The organism is Marinomonas maritima (assembly GCF_024435075.2).
GTDB lineage: Bacteria > Pseudomonadota > Gammaproteobacteria > Pseudomonadales > Marinomonadaceae > Marinomonas > Marinomonas maritima.
This window is the reverse complement of record NZ_JAMZEG020000003.1, coordinates 116,640-130,295: the sequence shown is the minus strand read 5'-3', so window position 1 is coordinate 130,295 and position 13,656 is coordinate 116,640. Positions and strand designations below refer to the sequence as shown.

The 13,656-nt window shown below is 42.2% G+C and carries 11 protein-coding genes; all 11 read left to right on the top strand.

Annotated elements, in window-relative coordinates:
* Window positions 1-20 precede the first annotated feature (20 nt).
* The 11 genes from fliF (at window position 21) to M3I01_RS12650 (ending at window position 13,656) form a co-directional block, all read left to right on the top strand.
* The gene (gene fliF / locus M3I01_RS12700) at window positions 21-1,694 is read left to right on the top strand and encodes a flagellar basal-body MS-ring/collar protein FliF (RefSeq protein ID WP_255896252.1); all 1,674 of its coding nucleotides are present in this window, start codon (window positions 21-23) and stop codon (window positions 1,692-1,694) included.
* Window positions 1,695-2,708, top strand: coding sequence for a flagellar motor switch protein FliG (fliG, locus tag M3I01_RS12695; protein ID WP_255896251.1), 1,014 nt, complete (start codon window positions 1,695-1,697; stop codon window positions 2,706-2,708). It abuts the gene before it with no gap.
* Between the two features lie 7 nt (window positions 2,709-2,715).
* The gene (locus M3I01_RS12690) at window positions 2,716-3,525 is read left to right on the top strand and encodes a FliH/SctL family protein (RefSeq protein WP_255896250.1); all 810 of its coding nucleotides are present in this window, start codon (window positions 2,716-2,718) and stop codon (window positions 3,523-3,525) included.
* 5 nt (window positions 3,526-3,530) lie between these two features.
* Window positions 3,531-4,859 (top strand): flagellar protein export ATPase FliI, encoded by a 1,329-nt coding sequence (gene fliI, locus M3I01_RS12685; RefSeq protein ID WP_255896249.1) that lies wholly within the window; start codon window positions 3,531-3,533, stop codon window positions 4,857-4,859.
* A gap of 56 nt (window positions 4,860-4,915) precedes the next feature.
* Window positions 4,916-5,350, top strand: coding sequence for a flagellar export protein FliJ (gene fliJ / locus M3I01_RS12680; protein WP_255896248.1), 435 nt, complete (start codon window positions 4,916-4,918; stop codon window positions 5,348-5,350).
* A gap of 50 nt (window positions 5,351-5,400) precedes the next feature.
* Window positions 5,401-7,287, top strand: a complete 1,887-nt coding sequence (locus tag M3I01_RS12675; protein ID WP_275565107.1) for a hypothetical protein — start codon at window positions 5,401-5,403, stop codon at window positions 7,285-7,287.
* Window positions 7,288-7,302: 15 nt separating this feature from the next.
* Window positions 7,303-9,195 (top strand): hypothetical protein, encoded by a 1,893-nt coding sequence (locus M3I01_RS12670; protein ID WP_255896245.1) that lies wholly within the window; start codon window positions 7,303-7,305, stop codon window positions 9,193-9,195.
* Between the two features lie 30 nt (window positions 9,196-9,225).
* Window positions 9,226-9,528, top strand: a complete 303-nt coding sequence (locus M3I01_RS12665) for an STAS domain-containing protein (RefSeq protein WP_255896244.1) — start codon at window positions 9,226-9,228, stop codon at window positions 9,526-9,528.
* 6 nt (window positions 9,529-9,534) lie between these two features.
* A complete protein-coding gene (locus M3I01_RS12660) occupies window positions 9,535-11,244 on the top strand; it encodes a SpoIIE family protein phosphatase (protein WP_255896243.1) in 1,710 nt (569 codons plus the stop codon).
* Between the two features lie 45 nt (window positions 11,245-11,289).
* Window positions 11,290-13,029, top strand: coding sequence for a flagellar hook-length control protein FliK (locus M3I01_RS12655; protein WP_255896242.1), 1,740 nt, complete (start codon window positions 11,290-11,292; stop codon window positions 13,027-13,029).
* A 117-nt stretch (window positions 13,030-13,146) separates the two neighbouring features.
* A complete protein-coding gene (locus M3I01_RS12650; RefSeq protein WP_255896241.1) occupies window positions 13,147-13,656 on the top strand; it encodes a flagellar basal body-associated FliL family protein in 510 nt (169 codons plus the stop codon).

The following is a 13,656-nucleotide window of genomic DNA, read 5'->3' as shown; positions in this document are numbered from 1 at the left end:
AAACCGCTTGGCGCTTTTTAATGGATAATGTCCCTGCAGAACAATCGGAGCAAAAGCTCTATCTAGAGTTAGTTACCGGCTTTAATAGGCTGACGGTTATCCGTCAGCTTGCGTTAATGGTTGGTTTAGCTGCGTCCATCGCAATAGGGTTGGCGGCTGTGTTATGGAGTAATGGCCCTGATTACAAACCTGTATTAAGTAGTATTACGGACTACAATGCCGATCAAATAGTAGAAATTCTTAGCGTTAACAATATTCCCTTTAAATTAGATCAAAATACAGGCGCCTTGCTTGTTGAGTCTGATTTTTATCATCAAGCTCGTCTTAAATTGGCGGGTTCAGGCATTGTTTCCGACAATATTGTTGGCATGGAAATAATGGACCAGGAGCAAGGTCTTGGCACCTCTCAATTTGTTGAAACAACACGTTATCGACGAGGTCTTGAGGGTGAGTTAAGTCGAACTATTTCCAGTTTACAAAGTATTAAAAGTGCTCGAATTCACTTAGCAATACCAAAAGAATCTGTTTTTGTTCGAGATACTCGAAAGCCTTCTGCATCTGTATTTTTAGAACTTTATCCTGGGCGGCGTTTGGACAAGAGTCAAGTTGAGGCCATTGTTAATTTAGTTGCTTCTAGTATTTCTCAGTTAAGTGATAAAGACGTCACTGTTGTTGATCAACGAGGTACTTTATTGACAGAAAAAGACTCAGATTCTGAGTTGTCTGTGGCAGGGAAACAATTTGATTATGCTCGTAAAGTAGAAGAAGTTCTGTTGCAGAGAGTGAATAGCATTCTTGGCCCAGTTGTAGGGCAAGGGCGTTTTAAAGCAGAGGTATCAGCTGATGTTGATTTTACTGCAATCGAAAAAACCGCCGAGCAGTTTAACCCAGATTTATTGGCGTTACGCAGCGAACAAACATTAAAAGAAAATAGAGGATCTGGAGCCAACGCTAGTGGTATTCCAGGAGCACTTACAAATCAGCCTCCAGGCGCGATTACTATACCTGAAGCAGTGGATGAGAATGGCGCTCCGATAGGTGGTGGTTCAGGCTCGAAAAATGGCCAGTCTCGTGAAGAGACAACGCGTAACTTTGAGCTAGATCGAAGTATTAGTTATACCAAACGACAGCAGGGGATGGTAAGACGCTTATCTGTGGCGGTTGTGGTTGATGATTTGGTCAGTCTTAATCCTGATACTTCTGCGATTATACGTACGCCCTGGAATGATGATGAGCTGGGGCGTTTAACGTTATTGGTCCGTGATGCTGTTGGTTATGATCCATCACGTGGTGACAGTGTCAGTGTTATTAATTCACCTTTTGCCATACCAGATCCAGTCGACGCTGTTGCTGAAATTCCGCTTTATAAGCAGGCGTGGTTCCTGAGTTTGTTACAACCAACGTTAGTGGGGATATTTGTACTAATATTGCTATTAGTTGTTGTTCGTCCAATTTTGAAAGCACTTAGTGATCAGAATAAAATTGCGGTTGCTGATGATACTGAGGCCGCTATATTCTCGGATGAAACGGATGAGATTTCAGACGATCAGGTGTCACTTGTTAGTGCTGAAGATATATTAGTGCCAGGTTCTCCTGAGAAGATTGATCGTCAATTAAATGCGATTCGCGGTCTAATTGCAGAAGAGCCAGAGCGTGTTGCTCAAGTGGTTAAACAATGGGTGATGGAAAAATAAATGAGTGATCCAGGCCAAGGTTCAGAATTGAGTTCGGTTGAGAAGGCGGCAGTGCTTCTTATGTCGTTAGGTGAATCAGATGCAGCCCAAATTCTTAAACATATGGGGCCGAAAGAGGTTCAGCGGATTGGTTCTACAATGGCACAGTTAGCCAATGTCCAGCGTCATCAAGTTGAAAAAGTGCTTGATGACTTTTTGGTATTGGTTGGAGATCAGACGGGTTTAGGCTTAGGTGCTGATGGCTATATTCGTAATATGTTAAGGGAAGCGTTGGGCGAAGAGAAAGCTGGAAGTTTGATTGACCGAATTTTACTTGGGGGAAATACCACTGGTTTGGATACCCTTAAGTGGATGGAATCACGAGCGGTTGCCGACGTTATTCGTTATGAACACCCTCAAATTCAAGCCATCGTTATTTCCTACCTTGATCCAGATCAGGCTGCTGATATTCTAGCCAACTTCGACGAGCGAGTCCGCTTGGATATTGTATTGCGTGTTGCGGCGCTTGAAACAGTTCAGCCCGCGGCATTACTCGAGTTGAATAATATATTAGAGCGTCAGTTCTCGGGTAATAACTCAACGCAGTCAACGACCATCGGCGGCATTCGTACTGCTGCGAACATAATGAACTTTATTGACAGCTCAGTGGAATCTGAGTTGATGGAGTCGATTCGTGATGTTGATGAAGACTTAGCAAATACGATTCAAGATTTGATGTTTGTCTTTGATAACTTATTAGAGGTTGATGATCGTGGTATTCAGGTTATTCTTCGTGAAGTAGAATCTGAGACCTTAATTCTTGCGTTAAAAGGCGCTGATCCGGACATGCAGGAAAAAATCTTTAAGAATATGTCGTCTCGCGCCGCTGATATGCTCAAAGATGACTTAGAGGCAAAAGGGCCTGTTCGTGTAAGCGAAGTAGAAGTTGCGCAAAAAGAAATACTGGCTGTTGCCAGACGCCTTGCTGACAATGGGGAAATTGTTCTCGGCGGCGGCGGCGAGCAGATGGTCTAGTTAGAGTATGTCTGATCAGAAAAAAGATAAAGACGAGCGTAAGTTAACGGCTTATGAGCGCTGGGAGCTTCCACATCTAGAAGATAATAAGCCACAGAAGGAGCACTCTGGCCCTGCTATTCTTGTACAGAAAGAGGCTGTTGTTACTACGGAAGAAGTGGATCAAGATACGTTAGTCTATGAACCTCTAACCGCTTCCCAGTTAGAAGAAATTCGCTCTGCTGCCTATGATGAAGGGTTCATTCAGGGTGATGAAGATGGGCATAAAAAAGGGCATTCTGATGGCTTCGCGAAAGGCGAAGTGGATGGCTTCGAGAAAGGTCACGAAGAAGGTCATCTGTTGGGCGTTGAAGAAGGAAAGGCGCAGGCTCGAGCCGAGGCTAAAATTCAGCTAGCAACGCTTGAAGCTTTGCTGGCGAATGTAGTCAAAGAAATAACGTTACCTTTGGAAGAAAGTCGGACCGCCGCTGAAAATATTTTGTATCAATCGATGACGAGAATTATCGAAAATATATGTCTTTCAAAAATGGCTCAAGATGGGCATCAGGTATTAAAAGAGCAGCTTTCTAGGGTGTTTGATGAAATAGGTGAGTATGAAGGCCGTATTAAGCTGCGTCTTCATCCTGATGATGTTGCTATTTTAGATGAACTTGGCGTTAAAGAGCGATTAACCTTACAGCTTGAAAACGATGATACGCTGATTAGCGGTGGTTTTGTCATTGACTCTAAATCCTTTCACATAGATGGGCGAGTTGAGCAGCGGCTAGAAGCGGTTTGCAGCGAACTTAGACATCTTTCTCTATCAGATCAGGACTAGTCGCCGTGTCAACGATTGAAGAGCGATTAAGTAAACTTAGTAGTGTCTCTGTCGCCCCATTTCCTCCTCAACTTGAGGGGAAGGTAACTCGGATGGTTGGTTTGACCATGGAAGCGGTAGGGTGCGTTGTTGCATTAGGTGACCGTTGTTCTGTTCAAGTCCGAAAAAATCGCTGGGTTGAGTCTGAAGTGGTTGGTTTTACTGGCGATTTAACCTATCTCATGCCAACCGAAGCAATTGAAGGTATTTCTCCTGGGGCGAGAGTTCGTCCATTACTGGGTGACAGTAAAATGCCTGTTGGCGATGAGTTGCTTGGTCGAGTGGTAAATGGGTTGGGTAAGCCTCTTGATGGTAAGGGGCCTATTAAAACTAAGGACTCAGTGACGCTACATGGCGATGTCATTAACCCATTACAGCGTAAGCCAATTAGTGAGCCGTTGGATGTTGGCATCAAAGCCATCAATAGTCTACTAACAGTCGGAAAGGGCCAGCGATTAGGCCTTTTCGCCGGCAGTGGCGTGGGTAAAAGTATGTTGCTTGGCATGATGACCAAATTTACCGAAGCGGATATTACCGTCGTTGGTTTAATTGGTGAGCGTGGTCGAGAAGTAAAGGAGTTTATTGATCAAATATTGGGTGAAGAAGGCCTTGCCCGTTCCGTTGTCGTTGCTTCCCCTGCTGATGATTCTGCGTTGATGCGTTTACGAGCCGCTATGCTGGCAACACGTATTGCAGAGTATTATCGTGATCAAGGCAAGAATGTGTTGTTGTTGATGGACTCTCTTACTCGCTATGCTCAAGCACAACGTGAAATAGCGTTGTCGGTAGGTGAGCCTCCAGCAACAAAAGGTTATCCACCTTCTGTATTTTCAAAACTTCCTCAGCTGGTGGAGCGTGCCGGTAACGGCTGTGAAGGTAGTGGTTCGGTAACGGCGTTTTACACGGTATTAACCGAAGGCGATGATCAGCAAGACCCGATCGCGGATGCCTCTAGGGCGATTCTTGATGGTCACATTGTTTTGTCTCGGCGTCTAGCAGAAGAAGGGCATTATCCAGCCATCGATATTGAAGCCTCAATCTCTCGAGCTATGCCACACATAGTAAGTGAAGATCATTTGTATGGTGCAATGAGAGTGAAGCAGCTTTATTCTAAATTTCAGCAGAATCAAGATCTTATTTCGGTTGGTGCATATGCAAGAGGCAGCGATCCAGACCTAGATCAGGCTATTATTCAGATGCCTGAGATCCGAAAATTTCTCCAGCAGTCTCTTACTGAGAGTTTTACTATTGATCAGAGCTTAGAAGCTTTGGTTACGGCAATGACAAAAGGGTAGTAGACGATAGCTTGTAAAAAAGCCTATTATTTAGCTAATTTTCAAATGGGTCAGGCATGAAAAAATCACGACGAATGCAGATATTGGTCGATCTTGCTAAAGGTAAAGAGGACTCGGCTGCTCAGCAGTTGGCTCGTGATAAAGCCAAAGTGCAGCACGACCTGCAAAAATTGAGTGAATTGCGAGAGTACGCTGGGCAGTATGAATCAGAACGTAATCTTCTCGGTTTGAGTGCATACCTGACAACGAATTATCAGCACTTTGTTGATCGAGTTCGGCAGGCGATTGTCCAGCAAGAATCGGCTGTTGGGCGATCTGAGCAGCAAGCAGACATGAGTATGCGTCGCTGGTTGCAAGCCCGGTCGAAAACCAAAAGTATGGATTGGTTGAAAGAAAAAAATCACAAAGCAGAGTTGGTTGTTGAAGAAAAGCAAGAGCAACGTCAAAGTGATGAATTTGCGATGCGCCGTTTTTTGGACAATATACGATAGCGTTTAGAGGCTATTTAATACAGCAACTTAGCTTATTGTTAGGATGAAATATGGTGCGACTGGATAATGGACTGATCGATTTATCTTTGTCTGTTTCTCAGGTAGAAATAGCACTGCGTGATTATGCTTATTCCCCTCAGTTTGGTTTAGAAAAACTTCGTCTCGCCCTGCTTTCCATGCCAAAAAACATGGATTTAAATACTTCTAATAACGCTTATCATGATAGGTTTTCTTCTTTTCTTGATGCTGTAGATGAACTTTTGGCGTCAGGCTCTCCTTATTCTGAGTGCTATCATACCGCGTTTTTTTCCGCTGCTGACGCGCTTTTTCAAGTTGCGATTGGAAGTCAGTTTGGCTCAGATCGCACGTTACAATTAGATCACCTTTTGTCTCTTGAGCGTTCCTGTTGGGTTGCTATTTTATCTTTGCCTGATGAGAAAGCGCACTCGCCAATGTATGTGGATTATGAAGCTCGATTGGTGGAGATATCTGCCTCGACAGACCCAATTAGCGTAGATGTGTATTTGGAAGCGCTTTCTTCATCTGGACGTGTGTCGTTTCAACTTGATGCAATAAAGGGGGCTTATTTAGAAGGGCGTTTTTTGCTTACTAGTGTGCAGTCTCTTTCATGGTTACAAGCTAGATTTCCTTTGCTCCAATGGCAGCAGGTCTCTGACAATAATGAGAAAGAATCTTTAAAAGAGCTGTGTAAACTAAATTTTCTACCCCTCTTTCAGAATATGTCTTTAAAAAGAGATTATCGCTATCGTCTTTTAGGTTTGTTCGAAGGTCGTCTTAAAACACTACTTTATCAAATGTTTGGCTCGCTTTTTTCAGCGGATTTATCCAACGTGGAGCAGCGAGATCGTTTTGTTCCAGAGTCGCAGAATGTTATATCATTTGAGCGTGATGCAGATGTTGCTTATTTTCCGGTGCGTCATGGTGGACTGGTTTATGTTGGTAGTGAATCAATCAGGGGGGGTGGTCAAAAGCTATCGTATCAGGCGTGTTTAGGGCATGATTTTTTATCTTATTTCTTGTATGAAATTGATACCAGTTTTGGGCGGTTTGTTTTTGATCAAGCTGAGTGTCTTGGGTTTTATGTTGTTTCTGAAAAAGACCTATTTGTTCTTGGTGATGACATATGGCTTGGTGTTGAAGGAGCAGTTAAAGCTCAAGTTGTTTTGGATATGCCTTTTTTATCGTCAAACGATACGGCTTACTGCATTTTTCCTAGATACATTGAGCAAGTGCTGGTGGTCAAGCAGGGTGGATTGTATTTTGCGGTACCTTATTTCACTCTTGATGAAATAGAAGGTATTTGTTCCCAAATGCAAGCACCTCATTCTTGGGTAAAAAATATTTGGCTTAATCCGCACAATATACCTTTGTTAGAGCCATGTCTGGTAAGTGTAGATGGATCCTCTCTGGAGTATGGCTGGCGAGAAGAAAATAAACCAACACATCCTTCCAAGAATGGTTATTATTTTGGGAGGGTCTGTGGCAGGATGTTTTGTATAAAAGCGGAATTAGTGTCGGCGCTATTACCTTATCAATCGCCTTTTTCGCTTACTTTTTTTGATGGGGGCGAACAGAAATTAGCGTCATTTATTATTCATGATGGGTATTGTTTTGATAAGGTTGTTTCAAAAATATTTTTGGATGGGTTGTTGATAATGTCACATGAAGTGCCTGTTTTTTCAGTCATTCTTGAATGTATGGGAGAATCAGTTGTACTGCCTTTTACCACTTGCGATTGGCGTGCTTCACTACCAAGCGGAGAATGCGTTAGGGAGTTTAGTTTGCCTCCTAAACTAATAGGGGGGGGCGATGAAGTGAGTCTTTACTCTTCTATGCAAGATGACATTATTGTTATTGATAAAAAAAATTATTTATCCTTCGTTGCTGGCGTTTGGCCATCTTCATCATTAGCTTGAAAGTGATTATTGACTATGAATACACAGCATTCACCTTTTGGTGCTCCAAGAAAAGAGCTGATTAATGGTCTGCAAAAAGGCGTTTTTGCCTTGTTGTTTATACTGTTATTAGCCTTTTCAAGCATGTACATGTTGATGACTATTAACTTGGAGCGACAACATGCGCAGCAAGAAAAGCTAAGCGAGCTTTTGGAGTTGGTTCATAGTGCTGAAGAGCATTGGTTGGAGTGGTTATTAGTTGGTGATAAGAAAATTTATAGCCAAAATAGTGTATTGGCTCCTTCTCCAAGTTATCTACATCAAATGCTAGCGGGCGAATATCGCTTAATAAAAACTCATCTTGATAGTTATGGAATGACGCCTGATGTGGATTTATCGGGCTCACTTATTTTGTTAAGTGGTCTTTCTCAAAAAGAGTTAGATTCTGTGCCTTTGACGGAAAGAGAGCGAGGCGCAGTGTATTCATCTTTTAAGATTCTAGAGACGCTTGATGACGCGCTTTTGCAAATTAGCGTTGATTTGGATTATGAGCGTCAGTTTTTTGTTGAAAGATTGATTTGGGTACCTGTTGTTATATTTTTACTGATTGTTGTTATTGTCATGATGCTGACCGTGCGTTTTGGGCGCCAATTACGGTCTGGTTTTTCTAGTCTTCATTATATTATAGATCGTCATAAACATGGTCATGTCTCGATACTAACGCCACGTAATGTAGTAGATGAATTTACTGATCTGAATCATTTGATTGATAGTGAATTGGCATCAAGAAATTTCGATCTTGATCAACAGGGTAAGAGCCTTAGCCTGATTGAGAAGGCTTTGTCTAAAGTGAATGATCCTTTCTTTGTAACGAATCATGAAGGGGATGTTGTGTGGTTAAGTGCGGGTGCTGAAAGGCTTTGGTTTAGAAATACGCCTTTATTTGAGTCTCTGTTTGGTATCGATTCTGGTTTAGATGATCCAATTGGTGAGCGTGTTGCTGATTCTATTTTATTGTTAGATCAGGAGCTGAAATTAGACTTATCAGATGGTGTTTTCTGGCTGAGTGTTGATCGTTTTGTTTCTGATTCGGACGTGGAGCCTGATAGCTTCCAGAGTATTATTTACATTCAATCAAAATCCGAAATGGCAGAGTTTGATGTTTTACATCACAGTCTGAAGCTGATGGAAAAAGATGTTTGGAATTCATCGATTAGAATATTAAGGAAAGACTCTCCTTATATAGGTTTTGCTAAATCATTAGAAATGGTGCGTCGCAAGGTAGTGATGCTTTTTGATTCTCTGAACCTTGTCTGTGAACGAACAAATAACGTTGAAAAAATTACGAAACTACAACAAATAGCATCCCTAATTGACGAAAAAACAGACCACAATGAGCAATCAGAAAAAGATATTGTCGTTAGTGAAGCGCCTTTTGAAGGGTTTCAAGTTGAGCTAAATGATGTGGCTTGGCTGTCTGAACAAGTCCGAGACTCATTAATACTAGGGTATGAACTTGTTTTGCAGCGTTTAGCGTTGGTTGAGAAAGACTTATCCTCTGATGTGTTTTTGTTGAGTGATGTTGATCGTTGTCTTAACGAGGTCAGGGCTGGAGTGTTGTCTAGTCTTGCCGCGACAGAGGGTGAAAGTGAAAAAATTCGTCACCGTTTCGCTATCGATGTGGAGCATGATATTAGTAAGGTACAAGATCAAATAGAAGGTATGAAGTCTGTGGCGGCTTCAACTCTGTCACTACTTGAGTCGGATCGTAGTGTTGGTGTGGCTCGTTTGGATAGAGCTAGAGAGTCAGTTAACGAAATGATTGAACGAATTCATGGGTTGATGACGAAAACGGCATCAAATATTTCAGAAGATACGATTTATGACGTGTCTATAGAGGAATCTAATGATGAGTCGGATGAGCTTTAAGGCTTGCCATTCAGATTCGAGGAGCAAGCTGTGGTTGAAAGTTTTTTTGATAAAAAAACAGAGTGCCTGACAATCAAAATAAAAGGTCGTTTTGATTACAGCTGCCACAAAACATTTAAAGAGGCTTTTACTGCGTTTAATGCGGTAAAGTATTATGAAGTTAACTTAGCTGAAGTGACATACTTAGATAGTTCGGCTCTTGGCATGCTGCTGTTACTGAGAGATCATGCTGGTGGAGAGAAGGCTGTGATCCGTTTGGTCCATGTGAATGGCGTGGTTATTGATACTCTTAAAATTGCGAATTTCCATCGGCTTTTCGACATCACTGAGTAGTTAATAATGGAGCAAGTTTTAACTATATTAATTGCAGATGATAACCCTTCTGACCGTATTTTACTTAAAACGATTTTGAGTCAATTTGGACATAAAGTTATATCGGCTGTTGATGGGCAAGATGCCATTGATAAATTTGATCCTCAACTTATCCAATTGGTTTGTTTAGATATAAAAATGCCGCGCAAAGATGGTTGGGAAGCGGCGCTAGAAATTCAGCGTCTTGCTGGTGATTTATTTGTTCCCATTATTTTCCTTTCTGGTGTTGTTGACCCCATTGCTTTATCTAACTGCCTACGAATTGGTGGCACGGATTTTATATCTAAACCCTATAGTCCTGCGCTTATTACTTCAAAATTAAATGCCATTGTTAAATTGTTGGTGATGCAAAAAACACTTGAAGATCAGCGTGATGCAATGGCTTTATATAATGAAAAATTGCTTCATGAGCAGGATGTTGCCAAAGTTGTTTATGAGAATATAACGCACTCAAATTGTTTGGAGGATCCTGCACTTTCGACCATTCACTATGGTACTCATACGTTTAATGGTGATGTCATTTTAGCTGCTTATAAGCCAAATGGTGGAATGCATATATTATTAGGGGACTTTACTGGACATGGTCTTTCGGCCGCCATTGGGGCGTTACCACTTGCGGATATCTTTTTTGATTGGACGAAAAAAGGCTTTTTGATGCGCCAAATTATCCCAGAGATAAACGCTCGTCTGAAAGGTGTTCTACCAGCAAATATGTTTTGTAGTGCTGCCTTTATTGATGTCAAAGTGAATAATAAAAGCATTGAGGTTTGGAATGGTGGGCTGCCTGATTTATTGTTTTTTTCACAAGTCGCCGATAAGCCGATCAGATTAATTTCTAAAAACCTGCCTTTAGGCGTGCTTCCGCCAGATGTTTTCGAGTGTCAGATTGACCCTATGTCTTTTGTTCCTGGGGATAGGTTAATGGCATTTTCTGATGGTATTTATGAGGCTTCAGATTTATCCGGAGAAATGTTTTGCCATTCTGTTCTTGCCCCGCTTTATCGGGGTGAAATTGAGCCTGGTCAATCATTAGATTGGTTAACTGAACGCTTAAAACAAGAGGGCGTTTTGGACAACCCCCATGATGACATCTCATGTCTTAGTATTCGCTTGGATACCAATATAGGTATAGATTCGTCTGGGCATGATATTTCGAAAGGACATGACGAAGCGCCTGCTGATTTTTCGTTTGAGTATATTCTGAATGCAGATTCACTTCGTAATACAGATCCTCTTCCTTATGTCTTGCAAATACTTACAACCGTGCCGGGGTTAAGCAGTTTTTCCAGTCAGATTTTTATGATTCTGTCGGAGCTGTATTCGAATGCACTCGAGCATGGCGTTTTGAAGTTGAGCTCGGATAAGAAAAAATCCAATGAAGGCTTCTCGCATTACTATGAAGAGCGTGAGCGTCGTCTGTTAAGTCTAAAAAGTGGCTATGTCAAAATTTCTGTTAAAGTAACGTCAGACAATAACGACAGGATGCTTGTGTTATGTGTGGAGGACAGCGGCTCGGGGTTTGATTATAAGAGCATCAACTATGATATATCCAATACGGAATTGCTTTATAATCGAGGTTTCGCTTTGCTGAATCAACTTTGTGATAAGTTGGAGTTTTCCAAAGGCGGTAGCACGGTGAAGGCGCATTATCACTGGCACGTTGGTCATCATAGTTAAATTGGCCTTGCTATTGCATAGTCTTCTCTATCGTTGGAGGAAATTATGCGCACAGATTCAAATACAGTATTGCCTTTATCTTCAGGTGTATCGCCCACTAAATCATCTTTAGTGAAAGCTCCTTCCACAAATGGGGAGGCTTTCGCAAATGATTTCAATAAGGCTAAAGAAGCTCTCGATCCTAGTAAAACATCGACTGCTGGTGAATCATCCACTCCTACTGTTTCGTCATCAGCCTCTTTACCTACCAGTTCAACTTCTACTATAAAAGTATCTGATAGTAGTGACGTGTCAATTAATAGTAAGACTAAAGGTGATGTGCTTCCATCAGAGCTTTCTGGTTCTGCCTCTAATGTTGTTGCTACGGTGACAAATTCGATTGAAGGTAGCGGCAATATTTTGCAGGATGATGGCGAAATAAAACCCTCTAACAGTTTGGCGGCTGTGCCTGCTGAAGAAAACTCTGACCTTTTATCTGTTACCGCTTCTCCTGATTTTAAAAACACAGAAAATCAGCCTTCGACACCTACTAGCCCTGATGGTGATGCTAATCAAATCTTGAGTGGCGTGGCCGCTACACCTCAAAGGAAGTTTATGTCAGACGGCGTTACTTCTTCTCAGGAGGAGCTTGTTTCAGGTGGCGTGACCGCTACACCTCAGAGGAAGTTTATGCCAGACGGCGTTACCTCTTCTGAGCTTCAGCGCGGCTCTATTGATAGTGTTATGGTGCCAGAGACGGAATTAGGCGCAATGGCTCCTGTTGTCAGTACTGGTGCGGTAGGGCTTGATGCGATAAAGCGCAATGTATCTAATAATGTAAGTAAGGTTGATTTATTACCTAAGCCTGAAATGCTTCCTGAGTCGGATTCGGGGTCTGTTGAGTTGCTAGACGCTAATGGTGAAGGGGAATTATCTTGGGTTATGTCTCAAATGGCATCATCAGGTACTAAAGCTACACCTATATCTGCAATTGCGGGTGATGGTGTTGTTCTTGATGCTGCCAAAGTGACAACGGTTGCTGCTGGAGTTGCGGGGGTTATTAATAAAAATGGTCGTTCTGATGTGCCGCCTTTAATTTTGTCGGAGAGCGCTCTTGCGGCCTCAGGCTCGAGCGAAATGAAGATGGATGCTGCGGACTCTCTGCTGGGAGAGGATGGCGTTTTGATTAATGAGCCCATTGAATTACGTAAAAAAGAACAAGAAGTGATGCTTGGTCGGATGTCAGCTCAAATTGATGGTGCTGCGGGTGATGTTGGTGGTGGCTTAAACAGCTCTCTCCATAATAATGTTAATCGCTCTGCTGGCATGGCGGCTGTTATTTCCAATAACCCTGTTCCTAATGCTCAAACTAACCTGACAATGAACTTGCCGCCTAGTCATCCTGGATGGGCGAGCGAAATGAGTCAAAAGGTAGCTTGGGTTGCGCGCGATGGTGGTCATACTGCGCACATCCGCTTGGACCCGCCAGAATTAGGCAGTTTAACGGTTAAGGTGTCAGTAGATAGTGACTCAAATACTCAGGTAAGCTTTGTTGCCGCTACACCACAGGCTCGAGATTTATTGGAAGGGCAAATGGGGCGGCTGAGAGAAATGTTGGCTCAGCAAGGAATGGATCTAAGTCGAGCAGATGTTGACGTTTCACAGCAAGATACTTCTAATGCACAAGATCGAGACAATAATCAAAACAATACGGCGAATCAGAACAACATTGTAGACAGTGATGATGAGTTAATTGCGAATAACGTATCGTATGTTTCTGCGTCTGGTGTCGATTACTACGCTTAAACTTACGAAAAACTGATGGTGCTCTGTTTGAATATTTGTAGAATAGAAGGCCGATAGCGTGTAAGCGTGTTATAAACGCTCTGTAGAAAGTTTTTGTGTATCTAAAGGTTTGATGGTATGGCTGAAGAAGATGGTTTGGATATCGGTACAGAAGACGGAAAATCCGGTAGTAAGAAAAAGCTTATTATTATTGGAGCTCTTCTTTTAGTGTTGTTAGGTGGCGGTGGTGCAGCGGCTTATTTCTTCTTGTTTAGTGGCGGAAGTGACAGTGATTCTTCGGAATCTGCAGAAGCCGCATTGGCTAAAGAGCCATCCGTTTATTTGGCGTTAGATCCTGCGTTTACGATTGATTTGATGGTTGGTGGTAAGCAGCGTTATGTGCAGCTTAATATGTCGATTAAATCTAAAAATATGGATCAAATTAATGCAGTAACACTTCATATGCCTTTAATTCGAAATAGTCTTGTATTGCTTTTTTCAAGTCAGTCATTTGATGAGTTGCAGACAGCTGAAGGGAAGGTGGCTCTTAAAAAAGCCGCTTTAGGTGCAATCAATGGCATTCTTGAACAGGAAACTGGTCAAGGTGGTATTGATGGTGTGCTATTTACTAACTTTGTGATGCAGTAA

What these genes read in the sequence shown, in the direction of transcription:
- M3I01_RS12660 (WP_255896243.1), top strand. Translation starts at nt 9,535, where the DNA reads ATGGAGCAAGTTTTAACTATATTAATTGCAGATGATAACCCTTCTGAC.
- M3I01_RS12690 (WP_255896250.1), top strand. Translation starts at nt 2,716, where the DNA reads ATGTCTGATCAGAAAAAAGATAAAGACGAGCGTAAGTTAACGGCTTAT.
- fliF (WP_255896252.1), top strand. Translation starts at nt 21, where the DNA reads ATGGATAATGTCCCTGCAGAACAATCGGAGCAAAAGCTCTATCTAGAG.
- M3I01_RS12670 (WP_255896245.1), top strand. Translation starts at nt 7,303, where the DNA reads ATGAATACACAGCATTCACCTTTTGGTGCTCCAAGAAAAGAGCTGATT.
- M3I01_RS12655 (WP_255896242.1), top strand. Translation starts at nt 11,290, where the DNA reads ATGCGCACAGATTCAAATACAGTATTGCCTTTATCTTCAGGTGTATCG.
- M3I01_RS12675 (WP_275565107.1), top strand. Translation starts at nt 5,401, where the DNA reads ATGGTGCGACTGGATAATGGACTGATCGATTTATCTTTGTCTGTTTCT.
- M3I01_RS12650 (WP_255896241.1), top strand. Translation starts at nt 13,147, where the DNA reads ATGGCTGAAGAAGATGGTTTGGATATCGGTACAGAAGACGGAAAATCC.
- fliG (WP_255896251.1), top strand. Translation starts at nt 1,695, where the DNA reads ATGAGTGATCCAGGCCAAGGTTCAGAATTGAGTTCGGTTGAGAAGGCG.
- fliJ (WP_255896248.1), top strand. Translation starts at nt 4,916, where the DNA reads ATGAAAAAATCACGACGAATGCAGATATTGGTCGATCTTGCTAAAGGT.